Origin of the sequence: Allorhizobium sp. Av2 (assembly GCF_021462805.2) — a bacterium.
GTDB classification, from domain to species: Bacteria; Pseudomonadota; Alphaproteobacteria; order Rhizobiales; family Rhizobiaceae; genus Allorhizobium; species Allorhizobium vitis_G.
The window spans coordinates 615,873-641,699 of sequence record NZ_CP192696.1; the positions used below are offsets into that span (position 1 = coordinate 615,873).

General features: G+C 57.5%; 23 protein-coding genes, 1 tRNA gene and 1 riboswitch. Of the genes, 10 read left to right on the top strand and 14 right to left on the bottom strand.

Translation table 11 applies throughout. The features are described 5' to 3' along the window. Nucleotides 1–219 precede the first annotated feature (219 nt). Nucleotides 220–1,251, bottom strand: a complete 1,032-nt coding sequence (locus FS819_RS02935; protein ID WP_234624786.1) for a LacI family DNA-binding transcriptional regulator — start codon at nucleotides 1,249–1,251, stop codon at nucleotides 220–222. Nucleotides 1,252–2,088: 837 nt separating this feature from the next. Here FS819_RS02935 and FS819_RS02940 point away from each other — a divergent pair. Beyond that, nucleotides 2,089–2,988, top strand: coding sequence for a DUF1499 domain-containing protein (locus FS819_RS02940; RefSeq protein WP_156548260.1), 900 nt, complete (start codon nucleotides 2,089–2,091; stop codon nucleotides 2,986–2,988). A gap of 40 nt (nucleotides 2,989–3,028) precedes the next feature. Here the strand turns inward: FS819_RS02940 and FS819_RS02945 are convergent, their stop codons facing one another. The 3 genes from FS819_RS02945 to FS819_RS02955 all read right to left on the bottom strand — a co-directional run bounded on the left by FS819_RS02945 (nucleotide 3,029) and on the right by FS819_RS02955 (nucleotide 5,024). Next, a complete protein-coding gene (locus FS819_RS02945; protein ID WP_409050065.1) occupies nucleotides 3,029–3,937 on the bottom strand; it encodes an MBL fold metallo-hydrolase in 909 nt (302 codons plus the stop codon). 88 nt (nucleotides 3,938–4,025) lie between these two features. Then, a complete protein-coding gene (locus FS819_RS02950) occupies nucleotides 4,026–4,322 on the bottom strand; it encodes a cupin domain-containing protein (RefSeq protein ID WP_060719036.1) in 297 nt (98 codons plus the stop codon). Nucleotides 4,323–4,463: 141 nt separating this feature from the next. Then, nucleotides 4,464–5,024: a type 1 glutamine amidotransferase domain-containing protein gene (locus FS819_RS02955; RefSeq protein ID WP_156548258.1), complete on the bottom strand. Its 561-nt coding sequence runs from the start codon at nucleotides 5,022–5,024 to the stop codon at nucleotides 4,464–4,466. Nucleotides 5,025–5,228: 204 nt separating this feature from the next. Between FS819_RS02955 and FS819_RS02960 the strand changes: the two genes are divergently transcribed. After that, nucleotides 5,229–5,302: transfer RNA gene (locus FS819_RS02960), tRNA-Gln, on the top strand. 132 nt (nucleotides 5,303–5,434) lie between these two features. Here FS819_RS02960 and FS819_RS02965 read toward each other — a convergent pair. Further along, the gene (locus tag FS819_RS02965) at nucleotides 5,435–5,521 is read right to left on the bottom strand and encodes a small membrane protein YohP (RefSeq protein ID WP_444875226.1); all 87 of its coding nucleotides are present in this window, start codon (nucleotides 5,519–5,521) and stop codon (nucleotides 5,435–5,437) included. A 231-nt stretch (nucleotides 5,522–5,752) separates the two neighbouring features. Here FS819_RS02965 and FS819_RS02970 point away from each other — a divergent pair, with 231 nt between their 5' ends. Further along, the gene (locus FS819_RS02970) at nucleotides 5,753–6,610 is read left to right on the top strand and encodes a hypothetical protein (RefSeq protein ID WP_156548256.1); all 858 of its coding nucleotides are present in this window, start codon (nucleotides 5,753–5,755) and stop codon (nucleotides 6,608–6,610) included. Between the two features lie 47 nt (nucleotides 6,611–6,657). Here FS819_RS02970 and FS819_RS02975 read toward each other — a convergent pair whose 3' ends face one another. Continuing rightward, complete coding sequence (locus FS819_RS02975) at nucleotides 6,658–7,047, bottom strand: ester cyclase (RefSeq protein WP_070167702.1); 390 nt, start codon at nucleotides 7,045–7,047, stop codon at nucleotides 6,658–6,660. After that, on the bottom strand, nucleotides 7,038–8,486 hold the full coding sequence (locus FS819_RS02980) for a voltage-gated chloride channel family protein (protein WP_156548254.1): 1,449 nt from the start codon (nucleotides 8,484–8,486) through the stop codon (nucleotides 7,038–7,040). Before FS819_RS02980 ends, FS819_RS02975 begins: the two co-directional genes overlap by 10 nt. 82 nt (nucleotides 8,487–8,568) lie before the next feature. Then, a riboswitch (Fluoride riboswitch) is annotated at nucleotides 8,569–8,645 on the bottom strand. 562 nt (nucleotides 8,646–9,207) lie between these two features. Between FS819_RS02980 and FS819_RS02985 the strand changes: the two genes are divergently transcribed. After that, nucleotides 9,208–10,173 (top strand): flagellin N-terminal helical domain-containing protein, encoded by a 966-nt coding sequence (locus FS819_RS02985; protein WP_180640259.1) that lies wholly within the window; start codon nucleotides 9,208–9,210, stop codon nucleotides 10,171–10,173. Between the two features lie 3 nt (nucleotides 10,174–10,176). On the opposite strand, the gene FS819_RS02990 is transcribed toward FS819_RS02985, so the two are convergent. Next, nucleotides 10,177–11,523, bottom strand: coding sequence for a chloride channel protein (locus FS819_RS02990; protein ID WP_234624787.1), 1,347 nt, complete (start codon nucleotides 11,521–11,523; stop codon nucleotides 10,177–10,179). Nucleotides 11,524–11,808: 285 nt separating this feature from the next. On the opposite strand from FS819_RS02990, the gene FS819_RS02995 reads away from it, so the two are divergent. From FS819_RS02995 to FS819_RS03005, 3 genes are all read left to right on the top strand, one after another. Then, complete coding sequence (locus FS819_RS02995; protein WP_156548248.1) at nucleotides 11,809–13,098, top strand: phosphatidylglycerol lysyltransferase domain-containing protein; 1,290 nt, start codon at nucleotides 11,809–11,811, stop codon at nucleotides 13,096–13,098. A 69-nt stretch (nucleotides 13,099–13,167) separates the two neighbouring features. Further along, entirely contained in the window at nucleotides 13,168–13,383 is a 216-nt protein-coding gene (locus FS819_RS03000; RefSeq protein WP_234624788.1) for a ribbon-helix-helix domain-containing protein, read from the top strand. Continuing rightward, nucleotides 13,377–13,742: a type II toxin-antitoxin system VapC family toxin gene (locus FS819_RS03005; protein ID WP_156548246.1), complete on the top strand. Its 366-nt coding sequence runs from the start codon at nucleotides 13,377–13,379 to the stop codon at nucleotides 13,740–13,742. Before FS819_RS03000 ends, FS819_RS03005 begins: the two co-directional genes overlap by 7 nt. Before the next feature lie 4 nt (nucleotides 13,743–13,746). On the opposite strand, the gene betA is transcribed toward FS819_RS03005, so the two are convergent. The 6 genes from betA to betI are packed head-to-tail and all read right to left on the bottom strand — an operon-like array spanning nucleotide 13,747 to nucleotide 20,099. Next, nucleotides 13,747–15,399, bottom strand: a complete 1,653-nt coding sequence (betA, locus tag FS819_RS03010; RefSeq protein WP_156548244.1) for a choline dehydrogenase — start codon at nucleotides 15,397–15,399, stop codon at nucleotides 13,747–13,749. Nucleotides 15,400–15,402: 3 nt separating this feature from the next. Then, entirely contained in the window at nucleotides 15,403–15,864 is a 462-nt protein-coding gene (locus FS819_RS03015; protein ID WP_156548242.1) for a hypothetical protein, read from the bottom strand. A gap of 11 nt (nucleotides 15,865–15,875) precedes the next feature. Further along, nucleotides 15,876–17,339, bottom strand: a complete 1,464-nt coding sequence (gene betB / locus FS819_RS03020) for a betaine-aldehyde dehydrogenase (protein WP_156548788.1) — start codon at nucleotides 17,337–17,339, stop codon at nucleotides 15,876–15,878. Continuing rightward, nucleotides 17,339–17,980 carry a glutathione S-transferase family protein gene (locus FS819_RS03025; protein ID WP_156548240.1) on the bottom strand — a complete coding sequence of 214 codons (642 nt, stop codon included), beginning with the start codon at nucleotides 17,978–17,980 and terminating at the stop codon, nucleotides 17,339–17,341. Before FS819_RS03025 ends, betB begins: the two co-directional genes overlap by 1 nt. A 2-nt stretch (nucleotides 17,981–17,982) precedes the next feature. After that, complete coding sequence (betC, locus tag FS819_RS03030; RefSeq protein ID WP_156548238.1) at nucleotides 17,983–19,500, bottom strand: choline-sulfatase; 1,518 nt, start codon at nucleotides 19,498–19,500, stop codon at nucleotides 17,983–17,985. After that, a complete protein-coding gene (gene betI / locus FS819_RS03035; RefSeq protein WP_156548236.1) occupies nucleotides 19,497–20,099 on the bottom strand; it encodes a transcriptional regulator BetI in 603 nt (200 codons plus the stop codon). Before betI ends, betC begins: the two co-directional genes overlap by 4 nt. A 235-nt stretch (nucleotides 20,100–20,334) precedes the next feature. On the opposite strand from betI, the gene FS819_RS03040 reads away from it, so the two are divergent. The 3 genes from FS819_RS03040 to FS819_RS03050 all read left to right on the top strand — a co-directional run bounded on the left by FS819_RS03040 (nucleotide 20,335) and on the right by FS819_RS03050 (nucleotide 25,482). After that, nucleotides 20,335–22,137, top strand: coding sequence for a GGDEF domain-containing protein (locus FS819_RS03040; RefSeq protein ID WP_156548234.1), 1,803 nt, complete (start codon nucleotides 20,335–20,337; stop codon nucleotides 22,135–22,137). 102 nt (nucleotides 22,138–22,239) lie between these two features. After that, entirely contained in the window at nucleotides 22,240–23,238 is a 999-nt protein-coding gene (locus FS819_RS03045) for an NAD(P)H-quinone oxidoreductase (RefSeq protein WP_156548232.1), read from the top strand. Nucleotides 23,239–23,496: 258 nt separating this feature from the next. Then, nucleotides 23,497–25,482 (top strand): methyl-accepting chemotaxis protein, encoded by a 1,986-nt coding sequence (locus FS819_RS03050; RefSeq protein ID WP_156548230.1) that lies wholly within the window; start codon nucleotides 23,497–23,499, stop codon nucleotides 25,480–25,482. Nucleotides 25,483–25,827: the final 345 nt, after the last annotated feature.

Genomic DNA, 25,827 nt, shown 5'->3' on the forward strand with positions numbered 1-25,827 from the left:
CGAAAACAGAAAAATCTGTGTGAGGAGAATACCGCTGGGTTTCCCAAGGAGAGAAACTCAAAACCAAAAGAACGGCCACGTGATCTCGTGGCAGCAGCGTGACGTCAATCGGCCGCCCGACCCCGTTCTATAGATAACGGCGGTCGCGTTCGGGGTCTGTCTACAGGTTTTGGGCTGATATTCAAGCCCCGGTTGGCGGCTGGTCAGCCGCCATATGGTTTATGCTTTCGGACGGCGGGTGGAGCCTCGGACGATCAGTTCGAAACCGAGATCCGTCGTATGTTTCTGACGGATCTTGTCCTGGGAGCGGATGATCATGTCAGTGGCGCGGTAGCCGAGTTGATAGAGCGGGGTGCGCACCGTCGTCAGGCCAGGCACGGTGTGGGCGCAATAATCGAGGTCGGTGAAGCTGCACAGCCCGAGCTGGTCGGGGATACTGATAGCGCGCCGCTGGCATTCAAACAGCAGGCCAAGCGCCAGGTCGTCGTGACAACACAAGATGGCATCGACATCGGGATCGGCGGCAAACAATGTATCGAGCGTCTTGCCCGCTGATCCGAAGCAATCGTTGGCGTCCACATTGATTTCGAGATCAGGATTGTAGAGCCCTGCTTCCTTCAGCCGGTTGCGATAGCTCTCCAGCCGCATTCGGACGGGAATATCGGTACCGGTTGAGCAAAAGGCGATCCGTCGGTAGCCCACATCCAGCAGATGCCGGATGGCGACATCGGCAGCGGCGGCATTGTTGATGCCGATGGCCATATCGACTGGCGGATAGCTGATATCGATAAACTGCACGACAGGGCAGGGCGCCTCATGCAGCATTTCCGTCACCCGCGGATCGACCTGCACGCCACCAATGATGATGCCTGTCGGCTTCTGGGCGAAAAACTGTCTGAGTTGGTAAAGCTCTTCATCGGGATCGTAGCGCGTATTGACATATTGGATGCGCAGGCCCGTGCCCCGGGCCCGATCCTCGATGCCTTTCATGACCCTGGGAAAAATATTGGTGCCGAGCAGCGAGGACAAGACGCCGATCGTATTGCTGTTTCGGCTCGCCAAGGCCCGCGCGGCGTAGTCTGGCACATAGCCAAGCTCTTCGACGATTTTCAGAATCGTTTCGCGCAGTCCCGGAGAGACTTTTTCCGGCTTGTTCAGCGCCCTTGAAATGGTAATCGGGCTGACGCCGACTTTCTCCGCCACTTCGTTCAATGTCAGGCGATTGCCTGACGTCCTGATTTTCTTCCCCACTCCGCCCCCGGTCATTTGCTTGCGCACTCATTTGCTGTCACGGCGGACATTCACGTGGATGAATGATCCGCGTATCGGCATCGGCAAGGATCATGGATGCCGTTATCGCCGACTGCGTCCTCCGCTTTTGATTTCCTATCGGAAATCATTGAAAACGCGCAGTGATAGTCACTTTGCAGATATCTCAAGCCATTGATAAAGCTGGACACCTATGAGTCCAAGGCTTCTATGTCGGTTCATGTCATGCACCCCTCCCAAGGCTCTCCCCACCGGTTTTGTTCGAAACACAGTCCGAAGGCAATATTGAAACATTCTAATAAGCCTTGATAACAGGACAACCTGAACTTAAGAGTAAAGCAACTGAAAATTGCTGAATTCCTGGTCCTTTACATCAAAGGTGTGGATATGGCAGTCAGAAAAGATCGACAGGTCAGCCTGATCGCACCACTTCTTCATTGCATGATTGCTCGGTTCCAGTTGGCGCCACGGATGAAATTACACAATAGAAATAAGCTATTGTAGCGAGTCATCATGGATCATATATGCCGCAAGTCCTGGCACGGCGCCTTGCGTTTTATCAAGTGCGCCAAGGATGTTTTGCGGCATAGTTTCTGAAAACGATTCCGACCGGGGGATTTATGCGGTATGGGGTGAGGGAGACTACGGTTTCCGGCTGCAAGGCTGTAGATGCATTGAAAGCTGGCACCGTCCGGTCATCGAATGGGCCTTTTGATGCCTTTGAGATAGTCGAAATTTTTATACCTGCTGCACAATTTCAGACCTCGCCATCGGTTTCAGACATTGTTCAGCGGAAGATCTGGAGACGGCGCATTCCGCATGACCATCCGTTTCACTCGTCCCGTTTCCATTGCCGCCCGCTGGGCCTGGCGGCTGGCGTCTTTGTCCCTGCTGCTGCTGGTGGCGGCCTGGCTTGGGTTCCGTTTCGGTCCGCTGTCCATGCCGAGCTTCGTGCTTGCGGTTCTGCTCTGCGGCGGGCTGGCGGCGCTTTCGGTGCCGTTTGCTCTCTGGGGCCTTTGGCGGCTCTGGTCGATTGGCGCCAAGGGCGGCATGGCCGCCAGCCGGGCGCTGGTCATTGCGGCTCTGCTGCTTTCGGTGTTGGGGCTGGCCGCTGAGCGCTACCAGACCCGGCCGGAGCTTTATGAAGTGGTCAGCGACCTCACCGATCCGCCTGGCTGGATCTTGTCCCCAGCGTCGAAATCCAGCTGGCTGCCGCGCCCGCCAACCGATGCCGTTGTGCAAGCCCGTCTACAGGCCGAGGCCTATCCAACCCTGACCGTGCGCCGCTATGACGGAGCGTTGGACCGGGTTTATCAGGCGGTGCGCAAAGTGGCGTCCGACCAGCGCTGGAGCGTAACGGCGACGCGCGGGGCCGCTTATGCCCGCCCGGATTTCCAGGCCCCGGCGCCAGCCTCCGGGACGCCCGCCGGGCCTGCACCCGTGCCGGTGCCAACCCCGCGTCCCCAGCCGCAAGCCCAGGATCTCATTCCCGATGACGAGCCGCCTGGGGTGATCCGCATTCAGGCCACCACCCGCAATTTCATTCTGGGCTTCCCCTTCGATATTCTCATTCGGCTGCGGGAAGAAGAGGAGACGGTGCTCGTCGATATCAGGGTTTCCAGCCGCTACGGTCCCCACGATCTCGGCTTTGCCGCCGCCATCGCCAATGGCTACCTGACCGCACTGGATGGCGAATTGCTGGGCATCGCCAGCCAGTGATAGCTGATCGGACCGGTGATATCTTCAGCTCATATGCCGATCAAGCCGGATGAAACCGGCCGTCTGCCAAGGCTGGCCCCTCGCATCGAACGGCGCCCCTTGCCACCAGATCTTCAAGATGCGCCAAAATCGACAGGACAGCGGGCTTGTAGAGATCCGGGCTGATATTGTGGTAAATGGCGGCCAGCATCTCGTCTATCGTCCTGTCTCCGGCCTGAACACGGGCCAGAATGGCTTCTTCACGGTTCAGTCGATGGCCTTTCAGCCTGGAGACGTGGTCGAGGGGAGACAGGACCGGCCCGCCATGGCCGGGCAGATAGGCCAGGTCGTCGCGCGCCAGCAAAACATCCAGCGAGGCCATGTAATCGCGCATCGATCCGTCGGGCGGCGCGATCACCGTTGACGCCCAGGCCATGACATGATCGCCGGAAAACAGGATGCCGGTTCCAACAAGTGCAAAGGCGGCATGGTTGGCGGCGTGGCCGGGGGTCAGCACGGTTTCCAGTGTCCAACCGTCCCCCTCCAGACGCTCGGTATCGCCAAGGGTGATGTCAGGAGCGAAATCCCGGTCGCCGCTCTCGGTAAACGCCGCCGTCTCGCCAGGGTGCAAGGGGCGCGCCAGCCGGTGTCGACCCTCGGCCACCAGCTTCGCGCCGGTCTGCTCTTGCAGCCGAAGGGCAAGGCCGGAATGGTCGCGGTGGGTATGGGTGACGATGATATGGCTGACTTCGCGACCGCGCAGCGCCAATTGCAAAGCATGAAAATGCGCAGGGTTATCGGGGCCGGGATCGATCACACAAACGGATTTTTCGCCGATGATATAGGTGTTCGTGCCCATATAGGTCATGGCGGAAGGATTATTGGCGGTGACCCGTTCAACGCCGCCAATAATGGGCACGCGGCGTCCATGGTCGGCACGATAATCGGTGCTGATGTGTGGCTGGCTAATATGGGGCTGGGTTGTCATGATCTATCAGAACTCAAGGGCGAACGGTGCCAGGAACAGACATGGTTGGGGAACAGACACGGCAGGCCCCTCATTTATATTCTATTTCGATAAAGCTCATCGGTAGCGTGCCGCCATTGACGACATTGTGCTCCACGCCCGCCTCGCGCCGGTAAGCCTCGCCAGCCCGGCTGGTAACACGCCGTTCGCCGGCTGTGTCCTCGATCAGGAAGTCGCAATCCGTCATCGGCACCACGACATAACCAAGTCCATGGACATGATGGCCGGTGGCGGCACCCGGCTCGAAATCCCAGCGTGTCACCCGCACCACGGCATCATCGATCAAAAGCGTGGAAATGGCAGGCGGGCGAGCGGAATATCCGGGCATGTCGAAATCCTTGTCACACAAGCGTGTCTCTAAGAAATCCTATGATAAGCATGCTGGTTGCGGAGTAAAGCTGTTGACGCACCAAAAGAAAGCACCCCGTTCCTGGGGAAGGGGTGCTCCATTTTCAGATGGGAAAAGAGATCAGGCGGCGCGCCGCTCATGGCGGCCTTCTTCGACCTCCTCGACGATTTTTGCGACGAACGCATCGAGATCGCCGGGATTTCGCGAGGTGATAATGCCCTGATCGGCAACCACAGTCTGGTCAACCCAGCGCGCACCGGCATTTTTCACATCGGTGCGGATCGAGGCATAGGATGTTGCCTGACGGCCGCGCAGCGCATCAGCTTCGACCAGCAGCCATGGCCCATGGCAAACAGCAGCGACAACCTTGCCGGACGCGACGAAATCGCGCACCAGCTGAACGGCCTTGGCATCGGCCCGCAGGATATCCGGATTGATTTGGCCACCGGGAATGACCAGCGCATCATAATTGCTGGCAGAAGCTTCTTCGATAGTGAGGTCGACATCGACCGTGTCACCCCAGTTCTTGTCGTCCCAGCTTTTGATCGGCTGCTTCTTCAAGGAGGCGATGGTCACTGATGCGCCCTTGGCCTTCAACTGATCCAGCGGAACCCGCAATTCCGAACGCTCATAGCCATCAGTGGCAAGAATAAGGATCTTTGCTTCATTAATCTTTGTCATCTCTAAGTCCTTTTCTGTTTCGTGGTGGTTCATCATCACAACAGATGGAGCCGGGGATCGTTCCGTAATTTCTTAACCTTTGAATGATGATGGTCCTCGACGCTTTCCACGGAAAATATCAAATCAGCGATTGCAGCCCGTGCGCGCTTTTGCTAATGACCGGCATGCCAAACGCGCGGCATCATTGATCCGTGCGCATTGTGATGGGGCGTAGCCAAGCGGTAAGGCAGTGGTTTTTGGTACCGCCATCCCTGGTTCGAATCCAGGCGCCCCAGCCACTCTTCCGATGCCACATTTTTGAGATCGACGTCGGAAGGTTGATGGTCGAAAGCAAAAGTGGATTGTTTTCGAAAACGGGCGAGACTTTTGCTGGATGAGCGCCTGAAACGGGCTTTTGAAAGCCCGCCCTGTCAAAATATGAGCTTGAGCAGCAAGACGACGACGATCAGACCGATCAGGAAAATTGCACCGATCGTGCCACCAATGAATTTCAGCATTTTTCTACTCCTTCGATTGTGGGCAACCGATAGAGATGCAATCCGCAACCGCTTGCTCCAGGTCTCTCAACGATTCTGGCTGATTTGAGTTCCAATCACTGGGGAGGGGCGTGCCGAGAACACTGTGGGAGCCTGGTAAATTCAATGGGAAACGGCGTGTTGATGGTTTGCTAATGCAAATCAGATCGATTACCAATGTCGCAGACAAGCATGCTTTGAAGGTTCCGAGCCGTGAATGTAGATTTTCAGGATATCGTCAATCACGGCATATCCTTCAAATATTCCCCGACATCGTTATCTTCCCTGACGCTGGATGAGTTGCGACATCTGATTTTCGAGCTGAATGCGCTTTCCGAAGAGTTGGGCTGCGTGGTTTTCGAAGGAGACGGATCGAGCAAGACCGATCTCGTGATCTTCGGCGGAAATCTTGAGCGCTTTTCGATGCTGTCGGTGGCCAGAGGCCTCGGATCAAGGGTTTTCTATTTCCAGGATACGGTCAGCTGGTGGTATGGCGGGTCGAATTTACTTCCTGATATCGATGGTATCGCGGCATTTCTGCGTCGCTATATAGGGCGCCAACCTATCGGTCGCCGGCCCTGCCTGGTGTTTGGCCAGTCTTCCGGCGGCTATGCAGCGCTGGCGCTTGGTGCCATGTGTCCTCATTACGACGTACTTGCCTGTTCGCCGCAAACCTTTCCCGACGCGGATTTGAAGCGCCGGCTGAACATATCACCCTCGCTGGCGGTGCAGCATACGCCGGACTATCTGCTCGATATCGAAGACCTTTACAGAACGTCCAGCCGGACCGGCATGGCGGCGGCCATTTTCTCGGCCTCGGAATTTACCAATCCCTATTATAATCATTTCTGGATGGACCATTTGCATATGGTCAAGATCGCGCATGTGCCATCGATCGACACATTTTTGGCAGCATCCTCCAACCATTCGATTGTCTTTCAACGAGCACGGCTGTTTTCAGAATTCCTGAAAGAGCTTGTAGAGGCGGGCGGCAAAAAAGCCCGCGTCAAAAGAGAGATTGTTCAAAGACTGGTCCATGCCATTCAGCCCTCGGACGCGCCGGACGAGTAAATCATACTCTGTCGAAAACAACCACTTCAAGCGTTGGCGCGAGATGGCTATCGAAGTTGAGCCTCGATGGCGACCTTGTCTATGACCGACCAGACATTGGCGATTTTCGATCCGTTGAATTCATAGAAGACGTTTTCTGTAAAAGCTACCCGGCGCCCATGAACGGGCACTCCCAGAAACAGGCCTTTGGGAGAGCAATCAAAGCAGAGGCGTGCGGCAATTTGCGGTGGTTCGCAGACGATCCGTTGAATGTCGAACCGCAGGTCCGGTATATCGATAAAGTCTTGAACCAACATTTCGCGGTAGCCGTGAAGCTTGAGCAAGCACTCGTTGTGGCGAACCTCGGCATCGACGAAAAGGCCCAATTCGTCCCACGCCTGGCGGTTGAGGCAATCGATATAGGCGCGGTACTGGTCTACAAGCTGTTTTACCGGCATTTTGGCCCTCCTTGTTGGTGGTCATCGCAAAATGCCTGATCCAGGGGTTCGCTGTTGCGGCTTTTGTCGTTGTCTTCCTGACTTGGTGCAGATCTCTTTACGCGCAGATGGCGCACCGCGATGCCCAAGGGGATTTGACCGGCGGCATGCTTTGGCACACCGATGCGCTGTGAAAGGTAGATGCTGGAATGACCGCTGGTGAGATAGGCGGTGAAACAGGCGACGGCGATATAGACGGCATGGGTGGCACCAAACAGCTCCAGACCCATAATCATGCAGGCAAGCGGTGTGTTGGTGGCCCCGGCAAACACGGCGACGAAGCCGAGACCGGCAAACAGGTCGGTCGGCGCGCCAGTCAGGCCAGCCAGTGCATTGCCAAGGCCCGCCCCGATGAAAAACAGCGGCGTGACTTCACCGCCCTTGAAACCGGCGCTGAGGGTGACGATCGTAAACAGCGCCTTCCAGGCCCAGCTCCAGGCATCCACATGATCCGGGCGGAAAAAACTGAGAATGGTGACATCGCCCGGATTGGGTGACCAGACGCCTAATCCCAGATAATCACGGGTGCCAAGCAGCCAGACCAGGGCAAGCAGAATGGCGCTGGCCGCCACCGGGCGCAGGGGTGCAGAAGGAATCAAGGCTTTGTAAGCGGCACCTGCCAGATGGGACATCTCAGCAAACCCATGCGCCGCCAGCCCGAACACCGCTCCGGCAAACACCACCTTGAGCATGATCAGTGCATCGAGGTGAAATCCGCCGCTATCCGGCATGCTCTTGAGATAGGCGATGACGTAATGGGTATGGCTCGCCCCCCAGGCCTGGCAGGTCCAGTCGGCCACCACGGCAGCCAGTAGAGCCGGGAGCAAGGCCTCATATTGCATCCGGCCAATGGTCAGCACCTCCAGGGCAAACACCGCGCCGGCAATTGGCGTGCCGAAGACAGCGCCAAAGCCTGCGGCAATTCCGGCCATCAGCAGGATGCGGACATCGCCGGGTGCCAGCCGGAAGAGCTTTGCAAAGGCGCTGGCAAGGCTGCCGCCGAGCTGTACCGCCGTGCCTTCCCGCCCGGCAGATCCGCCGACCAGATGGGTCAGCACCGTGCTGACCAGAATGAACGGCGCCATGCGCAACGGCACGCCGCCGCCCGGCTCGTGGATCTGCTCGACGATCAGGTTATTGCCGCCCTCGGCCGATTTGCCAAAGCGCTGATAGGCCCAGACCATGGCAAACCCGGCAATTGGCATGGCGTAGATCAGATCAGGAAATGCAAACCGCAGCCGGGTCGCTTCATCCAGGCTCCACAAAAACAGGGCGACAATCGAACCCACCATGACGGCCATCGGCACCGTGACGACGATCCATTTCGCCAGGCTGCGGATCTGGCGCAAACGAAGACCAATAAATAAACGGAGGTCAGGAAATGCTGGGACCGTCCTCATTTTGACGCTCCCGTAACAGCAAATTCAATTGGATAAAACAGCCTGGAAATTCTGGACATGACTCTACTCCTTCGCCTTGGCGTGTTGAGTAGGAGTCATCGGCTTCATCAGGGAAGCGGTTCGGCATCATGCCCGGCAGAATCCATTGCCGTTACCATCGAATATCGATTGACACCCATGAAAGTCAATGGGGGCAGAAACGAGGGCACATTTTTTTCATCATTGATAGCCTCTTCAAAAGGGTGCCATACTGAAATGCGGGCGCCCAGTTCTCGGAGAATAGTATTTAAAAACAAAATATTATCGCATGGTTCTGTTTCCGTTTTGCCGCGCGATGCTCTCGTCGCAACAGGCGCTGCGGTGTGTGCGACGAAGGGCAAAATCCAGAAAGTTAATCCCAAAAGCCCGCTCTTTATTCTCCGTTCACCATCTTCCTTGGGCAGGACTTAACCTTAACGGCCCTATAAATCATCCATCCGCTTTTGCGAAAATCGGTCTTTTGGGGGTGTCTGGCGGAGGCATCTGTTTGGGGAAAATCGGACTTTGGAGCCGTTGAACGTGGTTGCCTGCGCATCCACGAATGGTTTCCTGTTGTCGTCGGGTGACGGAATGTTTCCAGCCCTCGCGACAGCGAGGTGACATGCTGTCCAGTGTTGCGGACGGCTTGTGTTTTGACTGTTTTGTACTGGACCTGTTTTGTACTGAGTATGTGAGTAAGCGTATGACGAGTAAAAACACCAATGTTGCGGCTTATACCGCGCTTCAAAGCCTGCGCCATACGGTGTCCAGCCGCGACGACAGCCATGCGCGGGTGACGACCGGTTACCGGGTCGCCACCGCGGCGGACGATGCCGCCTATTGGTCGATTGCCACGACGATGCGCTCCGACAATCGTTCCTTGTCTGCGGTGCAGGATGCCTTGTCCATGGCCGCTGGCGTGCTGGACACGGCTCAAAGCGGCATGAGCACATCGACAGACCTGATGATGGATGTAAAGGCGCGTCTGGTGCTGGCGCGTGAAGGTGGCACCTCACGTGACAAGATCAATACCGAACTGGACGAGATTCGCGATCAATTCCGCTCCATTGCCGAATCCTCCTCCTTTTCCAAGGAAAACTGGCTGTTGCGCGATGCCGCCAGCGACAAGGACAATCGCAATCTGGTCGGCTCCTTCGTGCGCGATGGCGCTGGTGTGATCAGCATCAACACCATCGATTACAATGTCGGCGGCGAGCCCGGCACGTCCAAGGTCAATTACCTGATCGACGATGTCGATGGGGAAGGGGGCATCCTCACCGGTTCGGGCTTTGCGACCGAACTTGGCACCGCCAAGACCTGGGTGATGTTCAATGGCGCCAAGGCGTCGACGACCTATGACGAGATCAGGTTGGAAGAGAGCACCACGAATGCCGATATTGATGACATGATCAAGGTGGTCGATGCCATGGCGGAACGGATGAACGGCGTGGCGAGCACGCTGGGCGCGATGAGCAACCGGGTGGAGATGCAGTATGAATTCTCCAAGGACCTGCAAGGCTCGATCAGCAAGGGTGTTGGCAACATGGTCGATACCGACATGAACCTGGAATCCAGCCGGCTGAAAGCGCTACAGGCGAGAGAGCAACTCGGCATCAAATCCCTGTCTATCGTCAACACCAGCGTACAATCCCTCTCGCAGTTGTTGTAACTTTCAGCTTTGGCTGCGCTCCGCCGCCCGGCTGGCGCGGATCGCTTCAGCGAGGAATGGGCGGGACAGGCCGTGATAGAGCGGCTCGCGGGACAGAAGCCGCGACGTCGCATAGCCCAGCATGGCGGCGGTCATGATGGCGATGGCGCTGTCGTGGCTGGCGGTCATTTCCATGATGATCACGAAGGCGGTCATTGGCGCTTGCACGACACCGGCGAAATAGCCGGCCATGCCGAGGATGGCGCCAAGCGCAATGCTCGAGCCGGTCAGGCTGGCGGCGGTGCTGCCGAGCCCCGCCCCAACCGATAGGGAGGGTGCGAAAATCCCGCCCGGAATGCCGGAAATCATCGTCAGGAACGAGGCCGCCAGCTTTTGCGCGAAAAACAGCAGCGGCAGGGCTTGGCCCTCCACCGCGCCGCGCGCCTGTTCATAGCCGGTGCCGTAGGTGGCGCCTCCGGTCAGGATGCCGATCAGCGCCACGCCCAGTCCGCAAATGGCGGCGAGCAGAACGGCGCGCCGCAAGGGCATTGCCGACAGCTGCGTCCAGCGGCGTATCCGGCGCATCAAGGTCAGCGCCCCCGCACTGAACAGCGCGCCGAAAGCGCCGCCACCAATGCCGCACAGGCCGACCAGCATCCAATCGCGCAAGCCGGAGACGGTGGGATTGGCGGTGCCGAAATAGGTATAGCTGCCGACGAGACCGAGGGCTGCAAGGCCGGAAACGATCACAGCGATCAGAACCAGGCTGTTGACGCGGGAGTGATAGGTCTTGCTCATTTCCTCGATGGCAAAGACGATCCCGGCCAGCGGCGTATTGAACGCAGCGGCAATGCCCGCTGCCGATCCGGCCAGGATCAGCCCATCTGCCCGCGCCATCCCGCCAATGCGGGCGCAAAACAGCATGATGGAGGCCCCGACCTGCACGGTCGGTCCTTCACGGCCGATCGATCCGCCGCAGAGCAGACCGATTGCGGTCAAAAGCACCTTGCCGATAGCGATCCGCATTGACAGCAATCGGCTGCGCCCAGCCGGATCATCGATATGACGGGCGGCAATCGCCTGGGGAATGCCGGAGCCTTGTGAGGCCGGGAAAACCTTGCCCGCCAGAAGCGCGCAAAGCGCAAAGCCTGCGGGTGTCAGCAGAAGCGGAAAAAGAAAGGTCCATTGTGTGGCGTGGGTGATGGTGTGAAACAGCCCTTGGGCGCGGTCCGCCAGCCAGGCAAAGCCGACGCTGACCACGCCGATGGCACCGGCACCGGCCCAGAAGACCAGCCGCATTTTCCACATGCGCCAGGAACCGCTGAGCGCGCGCGAGCGCCGCAGCATTTTCGAGGGCGTGGAACGCGGCATGAGGCAACTCCCAGATGGATACTGCATCATTCCTTAAATCGAAATCGATGAAATCCCAAGAGATTTAGAAGGTTGGGGATTTAGCGATTTGGGACAAACATTGGCGACGGGTTTTCAAAAATCGTCACTTGACCATAAGGGCGGCAATGGCCTTTGCGCCTGCACGGGTCTGGTATTTTACCGATTGTTCATGTATCCGCTTCACGACATGTTTACCGGGCGCTGCCATAAGCATGGCAGAGTGAATAATCCCTAATATTTCTCGGGCGAAGGACGTCGGGGCTGATGGTGAATGCATTGGAAACCGACGTTTCAATCAAGCCCGGACGATTTTTCCTGGTTGCCGGAATAGGTCTTGGCTGGCATGCGGCCAGCAAGCTCCTGCGCCTGATGTTGGCGCTTGGCCTTGCGGCTTTGTCGCTGCTGTCGATTGAATTCCTGCTGGAGCCTTTGGCTGAGCTTGGTCTCGTTTACAAACTGCATCAGGATATTGGCGGCGCGAGCTTAGCGACGCTGTCATTGCTGGGTGCCATCGCGGCTGGCCGTGTTGTTCAGCAGCAGATCAGGCCGGTTCGGGCGGGTGCATCACCTGCTCATACACAATTGGCTGGGCGCATCGTGCGGGAAAATTCCCGGGCGGCGGCAGGCCTGGTGGCGCTCGGCGACAAGCAGGTGCTGTTTTCCAATGCGGGTGACGCTTTCCTGATGTATGCGCGCCGCGGCCGTCGGTTCGTCGTGCTGTTCGACCCGGTCGGACCACGGACCGCCTGGCCGCAGCTGGTTACGAAATTGCTGAAGGAGGCAAAGGCTTGCGGCTGCCGCGTCGCCTTCTACCAGGTCTCCCCGGACTTTCTGCCTGTCGCGGCGGATGCGGGCCTGCGGCTGTTCAAGCTGGGCGATCAGGCGATTGTCGATCTGCACCGCTTCGACCTGAAAGGCGGCGACTGGCTGAAACTGCGCCGCTCGATCAACCGCGCCGAACGCGACGGACTGGAATTTTCCATCGTGCCGCCAGCCGAGGTGTCGGAATTACTGGATGAACTGGCTTACGTTTCGGATGTCTGGCTGGCCCATCACAAGGCCGGGGAAAAGGGCTTTTCGCTCGGTACCTTCCAGCGCTGCTATCTCTGCGCCCATCCGGTTGCTGTCATTCGCCTTGAAGGCCGGATTGTCGCCTTTGCCAATATTCTGACCACCGAGACAAAACAGGACGCCTTCATCGACCTGATGCGGCATCTGCCCGGCACGCATCGTGGCATGATGGACCTGCTGTTTGTGAAGATCATGCTGCATCTGAAAGCGGAAGGTTATCGCCAGCTCGACATGGGCATGGCCCCGCTGTCCGGCCTGTCGGCCCGGCCCACCGCCCCGCTCTGGCACCGCCTTGGCCGTCTGGTCTATGAGAACGGCGAGCGGCTCTATAATTTCAAGGGCGTCCACGCCTTCAAGGCCAAGTTCGACCCCGACTGGCAACCCCGCTACCTCGCCGTCAGCGGCAAGCGCGAAGCTTTGCCAGCCGTTGTCGATACCGCGCTGTTGATCAGCGGCGGGGTAAGGCAGCTGGTGCGGCGATAGCGGTGTCTCGCGCCGGCTTGATTGTAACCATGGGTCGATGTATATCATATAGCGATATATGATAGGTGTATGATGAGAACATTGATCGATCTTGATGACGATGCCGTTGTGGAGCTGGACCGGATTGCCCGCCAGGAAAAAATTTCCCGGGCAGCGTTGATCCGCCAAGCCGTGGCATCTTTGCTGGAAGAACGGCAGCAGCCCGATCTGGATCACGGCTTTGGTCTCTGGAAAAACCAGCCGGATGGCCTTGCCTATCAGCAGGCCCTGCGCGACGAATGGTAAAAGCACTGTTCGATACCAATATTTTGATCGATTTCCTGAATGGCAAGGAACCGGCCAGGCAGGAGCTTTCGCTTTACGAGGAAAAGGCGATCAGCATGGTGACCTGGATGGAGGTCATGGTTGGTGCATCCGATGAGAATGGGCAGGCAACCGCTGCCTTTCTGCGCAGTTTTCGCTGCATCGCCATCGATCAGGCCGTGGCCGAGCGCGCCGTTGCTTTGAGGCGGGCGCATCGGCTGAAACTGCCTGACGCGATTGTCTGGGCAAGTGCTCTGGCCCATGACATGGTGCTGGTAACCCGCGATACCAAGGATTTGCCGGGCAACCATCCCGGCATCCGCATTCCCTATCGGCTGTGATGTCTTACCGATCACTTAACTCCCAATTCGGATTAATCCACGGTTCCTGATTGCTGCGGGGTAGGGGATCACGGCGCAGAATATGATCGGATGCCTTTTCGCCGGTCATGATCGAGGGGCCGTTGAGATTGCCATAGGTGACATGCGGGAAGATCGATGAATCCGCCACTCGCAGGCCTTCGACGCCAATCACCTTGCAGGTCGGATCAACAACCGCCATCGGATCATCTATGCGCCCCATTTTGGCTGTGCCGCAGGGGTGATAGGCGCCTTCCAGATGTTCGCGCAGGAAGGCGTCGATTTCGTCGTTGGTTTGCACTTTCGATCCCGGTGCGATTTCGGATTCCCGATAGGGATCAAAGGCTTTTTGGGCAAAAAACTCGCGGGTGATCCGCACGGCATGGCGGAATTTCACCCAGTCTTCAGGGTCGCTCATATAGTTGAAGCGCAGCACCGGCGCATCCTTCACGTCGGGTGAGCGCAGGGTGACGGAGCCGCGGGATTTCGACATGTTATAGCCGACATGGGCCTGAAAACCGTGGCCTTCCGCCGAGGATTTTCCATCATACGACACCGCAATCGGCAGGAAGTGATATTGCAGGTCCGGCCATTTCACGCCCGCGCCTGAGCGGATAAACGCCGCCGCTTCAAACTGGTTGGAGGTGCCAAGGCCTTGTTTGAAGAACAGCCATTGTGCCCCGACCACGCCCTTCCAGAACCAGTTGTTTTTGGAATGCAGGGTGATGGGCAGTTTCGATTTGAACTGGTGGTAATATTCCAGATGATCTTGCAGGTTCTGGCCAACGCCGGGCCGATCCGCTACCACATCAATACCCATCTCGCGCAAATGTGCCGCAGGGCCAATGCCAGACAGCAGCAGCAGTTTGGGCGAGTTGAAGGCGGATGCGGCAACAATCACCTCGCGGTTGGCGCGGATCACCTCAATCTTGCCACCAATCTCCACTTCCACGCCAACAGCGCGGCGGCCTTCCAGCACAATCTTGCGGGCAAAACAGCGGATCATCAGGCAATTGTCACGCTTCAGCGCTGGTTTCAGATAGGCGTTGGCGGTGGACCAGCGGCGGCCTTGCCAGCTGGTCTGTTCCATCAGGCCAAAGCCTTCCTGTTGGCGGCCATTGTAATCCTCGGTGACGGGAAAGCCTGCCTGCTGACCTGCATCAATAAAAGCCTGATACAGCGGGTTTTTCACCTCGCCCCGGCGCACATGCAAGGGGCCATCGGCGCCGCGCCAGCCGTCTTCCCCGCCGTGGCTGTGCTCCATGCGCTTGAAATAGGGCAGCACATCCGCATAGGACCAACCAGTAGCTCCGAGCTCATCCCAACGGTTAAAATCCTCCGCATGGCCGCGCACATAGACCATGCCGTTGATGGAGGACGAGCCACCCACCACCTTGCCACGCGGCGCAATCATCCGGCGATTGTTGAGGTGTGGCTCCGGCTCGGTGACATAGCCCCAATTGTAGCGGTCCATATTCATCGGAAAGGCAAGGGCGGCTGGCATTTGCACAAAGGGGCCAATGTCTGATCCGCCAAATTCCAGCACGATCACCGTGTGCTTGCCATCTTCCGAAAGGCGGTAGGCCATGGCCGAGCCCGCCGAGCCGGAACCGATGATGATGAAATCTGCCTGTTGCATATCCTACGCAAGCTCTCTGATAATGTATTCCCAATCTTCCGCATCAATTGCTGAAGTAGTGAATGCAAGGTTGCCTTGGACTTTGAGATAATGGCTGTAATTCGTTATACCTTCTCTTGCTGCACCAGGTAACTTACTAATATCTGATCCGGGCATTCTGCTTTTTGGATTTCCTAAAGCTTTAAACCGGAATGGCAGCATCCACGTACCGTCCCAAATTTCTTCTTCATTTTTATCAAGATCTGGTGCTGAAATTGTAACAAAAGGAACAGTGAAGGCTTTCCATGGTTCACAGTAAAGAATACCGAACGACCCAACCGTCATCCTTTTGCTTTTGGTCTTTTTTCCCGCATTATTGGATGCATCTTCTCCAATTGAAACGGCCCAAGTTTGAGCACCGTATCCGGCCCATATGTTGGTTATCGATTTTGAAGAAAAAACATATATATTTACTTTGCTAGACATCGATGTACCCCTCAATACGGCGCTTCACATTTCCCCATGCCCACATAAACCGTCTTCAACTCCGAATAATGCTCCAGCGCCGCCAGCGAGTTTTCGCGACCAAAGCCGGATTGTTTGGAGCCACCAAACGGCATTTCCACCGGGCAGAGATTATAGGTGTTGATCCACAGCGTTCCGGCTTCCAGCTGATCCACCACGCGATGGGCGCGGGTGATGTCTGCGGTAAACACGCCGCCTGCGAGGCCAAATTCGGAGGCATTGGCGCGGGCAATCACATCAGTCTCGTCATCAAAATCCAGCACGCACATCACCGGGCCAAAAATCTCCTCGCGGGCGATGGTCATGCTATCAGTCACATCGGCAAAGACTGTGGGCTGAATGAAGGCTCCGGTGCCGGATGCACTGTTTGGAATGCCGCCGCCCGTGATCAGCGTAGCACCCTCTGCCTTACCCTTATCGATATAGGACAGCACCTTTTCCCGCTGTGCCATCGACACCAAAGGCCCCATCTGGGTGGCCTCATCTTGCGGATCGCCAATCACAATGGCTTCCGTGCGGGCCTTCAAGCGCTCAAGGAAGGTGTGCTTGATGGCCGTGTGCACAAACACCCGCGTGCCATTGGAGCAAACCTGTCCCGTCGAGTAAAAATTCGCCAGCATCGCGCCGGAAATGGCGCTGCCCACATCGGCATCGTCAAACACGATCAGAGGCGATTTGCCGCCAAGCTCCATGGTCACATGCTTCAAATGCCCAGCCGCAGCAGCCGCAACTTTCCGCCCCGTTGGCACCGATCCCGTCAATGACACCTTGGCCACATCAGGATGATTGACCAGCAAAGGCCCCGTCTCCCGATCGCCCTGAATGACGTTGAATACGCCCTTCGGCGCACCCGCCTCCATCAAAATCTCGGCAATCTTCAAAGCCCCCAGCGGCGTCATTTCTGATGGCTTGAACACCATGGCATTGCCAGCCGCCAAGGCCGGGGCCGATTTCCAGCAGGCGATTTGCTGCGGATAGTTCCATGCGCCAATGCCAACACAGACGCCAAGGGGAACCCGTTTGGTATAGGCAAAATCATTGCCTAGCGGAATATGGCTGCCGTTGAGTCCTGCCGCTGCGATACCGCCAAAAAACTCAAAACTATCCGCGCCCGATGTCGGGTCTGCCACGATGGTTTCCTGAATCGGTTTTCCAGTGTCCAGCGTTTCCAGCTCGGAGAGTTCACGGTTGCGCTCCCGCATGATTTCGGCGGCCTTTTTCAACACGCGGCCACGGGCAGTAGGGCTAAGGGCTGCCCACTCCTTCTGCGCCCGCTTGGCCGAAGCAATGGCCCGTTCCACAATCGCAGGCGTGGCAGCATGAAGCTTGGCAATCACCTCGCCAGTGGCGGGGTAGATGCTTTCAATCACAGTGCCGCTTGCGTCTTCAACGTATTCGCCATCAATGAAATGAGAGGCTTTGGGTTGGGCTTCCATCATAAAACTCGCAATTCTTCGTAAGACACCATCACATGCTCGCGAAACGCGGGGCGCGTGGTCAGGTTTTGATAATAGCGGTGAAGGGCGGGGCGCTCTGGGCGGGTGATGTCGATATCGAAATAGCGAAACAGCACATGGCCGAATTGAATATCGGCCAAAGTCAGTTCATCGCCCACCAGATAGGCGTGGTTTGCCAGTCGCTGTTCGGCAATATCCAGCTTTGCGCCCAGCACGCCCATGGCCTTTGCAATGGCGGCGGGATCACGGTCTTTTGGTGCAGTGCGCACCACACGCCAGAAAATCGGCGCGGTAAACTCTTGCGCAATATTCACTTTGGACCATTCAGCCCACATGTCCACACGGGTGCGACCCGCCAGATCATCGGGCCAGAACGGAGACGATGCATAACGGCTGGCGAGATAGCGAAGGATCGCTCCCGTCTCAAACAGAAAGTCACCATTACCGTCTTGCAAAACCGGCACGGTGCCATTCGGGTTCATCGCCAAAAACTCTGGCGTGTCATTGCCACCATAGCGATGGCCAATGTCATGGCGCACATAGTCGAGACCAAGTTCACCAACGCACCACATCAGCGCCTGCACATTCGAGGATGTTTTACGGCCCCAGATGGTCAGCATCGTCACTCTCCCCTCGGATAGCGTTTGCTTTCTTCCAGCACATTCAAGTCCATATGATTGCGCATGTAGCGCTCAGATGCTTTTTGCAGCGGTTGGTGATCCCACGGATAATAGGCACCGTTGCGCAGCGCCTCATAGACCACCCAGCGGCGGGCCTGGCTTTCACGCACGCTTGCATCAAAGCGGGCCATGTCCCAGCGGGCTTCGCGCTTGGCGGTGAAATCGGCCAGAACATCGGCATAAGCCGGATCAGCGGCCAGATTGGTCAGCTCTTGCGGATCACGCTCAAGATCAAACAATTGGTCGGGATCGAGCACACAATGCACATATTTCCATTGCCCCTCGCGGATACACACCATCGGCGCATAGGAGCCTTCGGCGGCATATTCCATCAACACAGGCGCGGTGCGGGCCTCGCCACTGATCATGCCTTTCAGGCTCATGCCATCGGTCCAGGGCATGATCTCATCCATGGAAATCCCGGCCAGATCACACAGTGTCGGCGTGACATCCAGATTGGAAGTGGGCGCCAGATGCAGACCGGGGGCAATGCCGGGGCCTGCCACCATCAAAGGCACACGGGCAGAGCCTTCAAAGAAATTCATCTTGAACCACAACCCCCGCTCGCCCAGCATATCGCCGTGGTCGGAGCAGAACAGGATGGTGGTGTTGTCCAGCATCCTTGTGCGGGTCAGTGTGTCGATCAACTCGCCCACCTTGTCATCAATATAGGAGATATTGGCGAAATAGGCGCGGCGCGAGCGGCGGATGTCCTCTTCCGTGACGTTGAAATTGTCATAATCACAGGCATGGATCAGCCGCTTGGAATGCGGGTCTTGATCCGCTAGAGCACCGACGTCTGGCAGAAGATGGGTGCAATCCTCATAGAGATCCCAGTATTGTTTGCGGGCCACATACGGGTCATGCGGATGGGTGAAGGAGACGGTGAGGCACCACGGGCGACGATCTGCATCATCATTTTCACGGCTCAGATGATAAAGCTTCTGATTGGCCAGAAACGCCACTTCGTCATCATATTCCATCTGGTTGGTAATTTCGGCCACGCCCGCACCCGTCACGGAGCCGAGGTTGTGATACCACCAGTCGATCCGCTCACCGGGCTTGCGATAATCCGGTGTCCAGCCGAAATCGGCGGGGTAAATGTCGGTGGTCAGCCGTTCTTCAAAGCCGTGCAATTGATCCGGCCCCACAAAATGCATCTTGCCCGAAAGCGCGGTGTAATAACCCGCGCGGCGAAGATGATGGGCGTAAGTGGGTATGGACGACACATATTCCGCCGCATTGTCATAAACCTGCGTGCGGCTGGGCAATTGTCCGGCCATGAAGGAGGCGCGGGCAGGGGCGCAGAGCGGCGAAGATGTGTAATTGTTTTGAAACCGGGCAGAGCGGGCCGCCAGCGCTTTCAAATGCGGTGCATGCAGCCAGTCTGCCGGGCCATCCGTAAACAGCGTGCCGTTGAGCTGATCAACCATGATGATGAGAATATTGGGCTTGCTCATAGGCTGCGGGTCTCCCGATCAATGGCGTGCAATTGGCTGTTCACATAATCTTCCACCAGCGTGACAGAGGCATCAATGGACAGCGGCGCTGCCCGCAGGCTTTGGCGAATATACAGCCCGTCAATCATCGCCGCCGTGCCTTCGGCAATACGCGCAGCATCAGACCGGCTGGTCAGGTGCAGCAGGGCGTCGACCAGATTGGAGCGCAACCGCCGGGCATAGATCACCAGCAGGCGGCGGGTTGCTTCCGAGCGTTGCGCCTCGGAATAGAAGGCAAGCCAGGCTGCCACGGTATCGGGCGTAAACTGGTCGGCCTGGAAGCTGATGCGGATCACGGCGCTAATCCGTTGACGCGGGGTGGTTGCCGCGGTCAGCGCGCTTGCGGCATCGGCTTGCAATTGTCTCAACAGTGAGCGGATCGTTTCGATCAGCAATTGCTGCTTGGAGCCGAAATAATGATGGGCCAAAGCGGGAGAAACCCCGGCGGTGCGGGCAATTTCAGACATGGTGACAGCCAGCGAGCCATGCGTGCCGATGGCTTTCAAGGCCGCATCGACAAGGGCTTTTCGTCTGAGCGGCTCCATTCCCAGTTTCGGCATGGCCTATCCTTTCTGATGATCATCAATCTATTCTTGATTGACTGATCAATCAATAAAAATCAGCCAGCGGGATGCCGGTCTGAGGTCCAGATGATTGCCGAGCGTGGGCTGACACCCGGTGGACTTAGCCAGTCCGGGGACTGTCACAAAACTTTCATCCCCGGTAAAGATTTCCTTCAGGCTTTGCCGTCACCGTGCCGTAAACTTAAACAATTTGGGCGCAGGGATATTTTCAATGGTAGCGGTTGCGACGGAACGCGGAGTATTGCGCCGCTATGCCAGCGATCAATTGCTGACGCTGGCGAAAGTCGTGATGGAAAATGCCATGCAGCCGATTGTCGAGGTTCAGACCGGGGCGGTCTTCGGCTATGAAACGCTGATGCGCGGTCAGGAACGAATCGGCTTTGAGACCCCGCTCGATATTCTCGACCAGGCCCATGAAACGGGTCAATTGCTGGCCCTGGAGCAGATGGTGGCGAGCAGGGCGCTGGCCAAATTTGCCAGCCTGCCCGATCATGCGGCCTATACGCTGTTTCTCAATCTCGATGTGCGGCTGATTGCGCAAGGAGAGACGATTATCGACGGGCTTTTGGCGCATCTGCGCGCCGCCGGGATTGCGCCGTCGTCTGTGTGTTTTGAATTATCGGAGCGGTTCAACAATACCGAAGTGCCGGAATTTGCCGGTCTGATGGTGCGGCTGCGCAGCGCCGGCTTCAAGATTGCCATTGACGATTTCGGCGTTGGCCATGCCGAGATGAAGCTGCTCTGCGATTTCCCCATCGACTATCTGAAAATCGACCGGCATTTCATCTCAGGGCTGGACAGTCATTCGCGCAAACGCCATCTGGTGAAAAACATCGTCCAGACCGCCCATGTGCTTGGCGTGCGGGTGATTGCCGAGGGGATCGAGACGGAAGGCGAGTTCATCGCCTGTCGCGAGCTTGGCGTGGATCTCGTCCAGGGCTGGTACATTGCCCGGCCCACCACCCATCTGGCTGAGCTGAAATCCCACTATCGGCATCTGAAGGATATCGGCCAGTCACGGCGCTCCAGCCAGTCGCTGGACGAAATCCTGATCCGCAAGCAGATCGAGCGCCTGCCGACAGTCTATGAAAACGACAGTGTCGATAGCGTGTTCGACCTGTTTCGCCGCAATCCGCGCCAGTCGTTCTTTCCGGTGCTGAACGCCAATGGTGAGCCGCGCGGCATCATCCACGAAGTGCATTTGAAGGAATATATCTATCAGCCCTTCGGGCGCGATCTTCTGAAGAACAAGGTCTATGAGCGGACCATATCGCAATTCGTCGATCACGCTCCAGTCGTGGGGCTCGATGCCGATGCCGACCGGCTGATGGCGATCTTCTCTAATACCGAAGGCAGCGATTGCGTGCTGCTGACCGAAAACCTGCGCTATGCGGGCGTGGTTTCTGCGGCCTCGCTGGTGCGCATCATCAATGAAAAGCAGTTGAAGACCGCTCAGGAGCAGAACCCGCTGACCGGCCTGCCAGGCAATCGCGCCATTCGCGATTTCATGCAGGACAGTGGTCGTGATAGCGATGACCTTCGCCATTTCTGCTACTGCGATTTCGACAGTTTCAAACCCTTCAACGATCACTACGGCTTTCACCTCGGCGATCACGCCATTTCGCTGTTTGCCGCGCTGATGCGCCGTTATTTCTTCGCCGATGGCGTGTTTCTCGGCCATGTCGGCGGCGATGATTTTTTCATCGGTCTGATCGGCTGGACCGGCGAGGAGGTGCTGGAAATCCTCAACCGGCTGCTCTCGGATTTCCACGGCGATGTCGCCGCTCTCTATTCGCCGGAAGATCGGGCGCAAGGCCGTATTCGTGGCACCGACCGTCATGGTATCGACCGCGATTTTCCGCTGATGCGTTGTTCCATCGGCGTGCTGGAATTGCCGCAGGGGCTGGTCATTGATGATGTCAGCCGACTGTCCGCCGAGATCGCCGGTGTCAAGAAAAGCGCCAAGGACAGCGACAGCGGCCTGCATGTCGGCGAGCTTCGTCAGCCGATCTGAACTGGGCCCTCGAAGAGCGTCCGCGTCAATGGGCCTCCTTTTCAAATGCCGGATGGAAGCCTATCTCCGTTCCCAACGAAGATAACGCGGAGATCCGGTCCTATGACGCTTCCCACTCACATGCGCTATGTCGATGTCGCATCCCCCGGCGGACCTGATGTGATGACCATCGCAACCGGGCCGCTGCCAGCCCCAGCAGCCGGTGAAATCCTTGTCAAGGTCGAGGCGGCAGGCATTAACCGGCCGGATGTGGCCCAACGACAGGGCAGCTATCCGCCGCCGAAGGGCGCAAGCCCTGTTCTCGGCCTGGAAGTGGCCGGCACGGTGGTGGCGCTGGGCGAAGGGGTCAGCGACTTTGCCATTGGCGACAAGGTTTGCGGATTGGCCAATGGCGGCGGTTATGCCGAATTTTGCATCCTGCCGGAAGGCCAGAGCCTGCCGTGGCCCAGGGGATTCGATGCGGTGAAAGCAGCGGCGGTGCCGGAAACCTTCTTCACCGTCTGGGCCAACCTGTTCCAGATGGCGGGGCTGACCGAAGGCGAAACGGTCCTCATCCATGGCGGCTCCTCGGGCATTGGTACCACGGCCATCCAGCTTGCCCGCGCTTTCGGTGCCGACGTGCTGACCACGGTTGGCTCGGCTGAAAAGGCCGAGGCCTGCCTCAAGCTCGGCGCTCGCCGGGCCATCAATTACCGGAGTGAGGATTTCGCCGAGGTGGTGAAGTCTGAGACGGATGGTAAGGGTGTCGACATCATCCTCGATATGATCGGCGCGTCCTATTTCGACAAGAATATTGCCTCGCTGGCCAAGGACGGTTGCCTGTCGATCATTGCTTTTCTGGGCGGTGCCGTGGCCGAAAAGGTCAATCTCGGACCGATCATGGTCAAACGCCTGACGGTGACGGGCTCAACGATGCGCCCGCGCACGGCGGAAGAAAAACGCGCTATCCGCGACGACCTGCTGGCGAGCGCCTGGCCGCTTCTGGAGCAGGGCACCGTCGCCCCGGTCATTCATACCGTTCTGCCATTCGACAAGGTGGCGGATGCGCATCGGCTGATGGAAGACAGCACACATATCGGCAAGATTGTGCTGGCGCTTTGAAAGATGTTTCCGGTCACGTCCGAGCAGGTGGTTAAAATTGCCTCTTTAGCTTGTCGTTTGGGGGGCGAGTCATTCGGATGAGGTTGTCATAAAACATTCGCAATAGTGCCGCATATGATTGTTTTTTAAGTGCTTATTAAATCTATTCGTACACAGTGGTCTGGCTTTGCTAATGCGGTTTTCCATTCCAGCAAATGATTTGCCCAATCCGCCTTGAAGAAAGCATGACAGCTCTTTTGTTTGGCAAGGTCAATCTTCATGGCATTTGGTGTCACACGTATCGGTAGTAAACTCTCGGTCATGTCCGGCGCGGGCATTGTCCTTGTCATTATCATTTCGGTTGCTGGATGGCTTTTGTCGCAAGCGGTTGACAGGGCTGTCACCCAGGGCCAGGTACAGGCCGGGATCGCCCGTAATATCATTGATATGAAAGCGTCCCTGCGCGGCATGGATATCGGTGTGGGCGAACTGCGCCTGGCAACGTCCCAGCAGCAGCAACAAGCCGCAGTCGAGTATTTCCAGCAACGACGCAGTTCCGCCGAGAAATATCTAAACATCGCCAGAGCCGACATGCGATTGCCCGCCAATCAGGAGCGTGCACGCCGCATTGGCGAACTGCTGACCAATTACAGCGCGGCCATCACCCAATTGGTAACCGTCATCGGTCGTTCTTCGGCAGATGTCTCCGCCAGCCTGCCGCCTCTGAAAAAAATGAATGACGAACTGGCCGCCCTTGTCGATGAGACGGTGATTGCTGTCAAGCAGCAGGTCGAGGAGACCAACGAAGAGCGCCTTCATCTGCAAAATACCGCCTCAGTGATCACTCTCTGCCTCTCGGTTTTGCTGGTGATGCTGATGATCGGCTCGGCGCTCTTCGGACGCCGGGCGATTGCGACGCCCATCGAGCGTATCACCGATTGCATGGCAGACCTGGCCAAGGGCGATCTGTCCAAAACCATTCCCTATGCCGAAAACAAGGATGAGATCGGCGACATGGCCCGCGCCGTGCTGGTGTTCAAGCAGAATGCAGAAAAGGTCCGTGATCTCAATGCGCAGGAAGTCGCCCTTCAGGCTCAGAATGCGGACTTACAGAGCAATATTTCCCACGTCGTATCGTCGGCTGTTGCGGGCGATTTTTCCGCTCGCATTCAGAAGCACTATGACAACGAGGATCTGAATCGCTTCGCTGCCAGCGTCAACCAGTTGGTGACCTCTGTCGATCTGGGCGTGGCTGAAACCAATCGCGTGGTCGCGGCTCTGGCCGAAGGCGACCTGACCGAAGCCATGCGCGGTGAGTTCAAAGGCGTGTTCCTCAATTTGCAGAAAAACATGAACGCGACCATGGAGAACCTGCGACTGGTGATGACGGAAGTCCGTGGCGCTATCGACATGATCAATAGCGGCGCGGGCGAGTTACGTCATGCCTCTTCCGATCTGTCCAAGCGTTCGGAGCAGCAGGCGGCCTCTCTGGAGGAAACTGCGGCGGCGCTCGAGGAGATCACCTCCGCCGTCAAGAGTTCCACGGACCGTTCGGCTGAGGCCGCCGAGATGGTTGCCCAGGCGCGTCAAAGTACCGAACAGTCCCGCGAGGTGGTCAGAAACACGGTTGCCGCCATGGAGCGCATAGAGCAGGCATCCAACGAGATCGGCACCATCATCAATGTCATCGACGAAATCGCTTTCCAGACCAATCTTCTGGCGCTGAATGCCGGTGTGGAAGCGGCCCGTGCCGGCGAGGCTGGCAAGGGCTTTGCCGTGGTCGCCCAGGAAGTGCGCGAACTGGCGCAACGCTCGGCAGGCGCCGCCAAGGACATCAAGACGCTCATCACCCGTTCCCGCAACGAGGTGGCCGGCGGCGTGGCCCTGGTGACGGAGACGGGCGACGTTCTGGGCACTATCGGCAGCCATGTCGTGAAGATCAACGAACATGTCCATTCCATCGCGCAGGCCGCCAGGGAGCAATCGACCGGTCTGGGCGAGGTCAATACCGCCATTAACCAGATGGATCAGACGACACAACAGAACGCGGCCATGGTCGAGGAATCGACCGCCGCGACCAACAAGCTGGCCGACGAGGCGAGCAATCTCTCCACGCTGGTGGCGCGTTTCAAGGTAAACACCGGTGCTCAGGTCTCGGCCTCATCCCGGTCGGCTCTGACCTCTGCCCGCACGAGGCGGAGGCCCATGTCCGCCAGCCAGGGCAATGCAGCGCTGGCGATGGAAAAGGATTGGGAGGAGTTCTGAGGCGCATCGTAACGCTGGCTCCGCCTGTTGGGCCTTTGTTCCATTTCTACCTTTTGGAAGACGGCGCTTGAAATTCCGCAAAATCGGGCCTACCTTCTTATCAACGTCAACAGAAAGAAAGGAAGGTGATCCAATGTCTAATGAGATTTCGGTCTGCGTTAAAGGCTTTGGGAAGGTGATGGTCGGAAAGGGGCAGCCCTCGATCTGATCCCATCTTCCTTCGGCGGCAGCTGTGCCGCCGGGTCTTCAGTCAGGCCAAACTCATACAAAATTCATGGCCGCAAGGCCAGGAGGAAAGGGTCGCGAAAGCGGCCCTTTTTGCTGTCTGGCTTATGGATGTTTGCT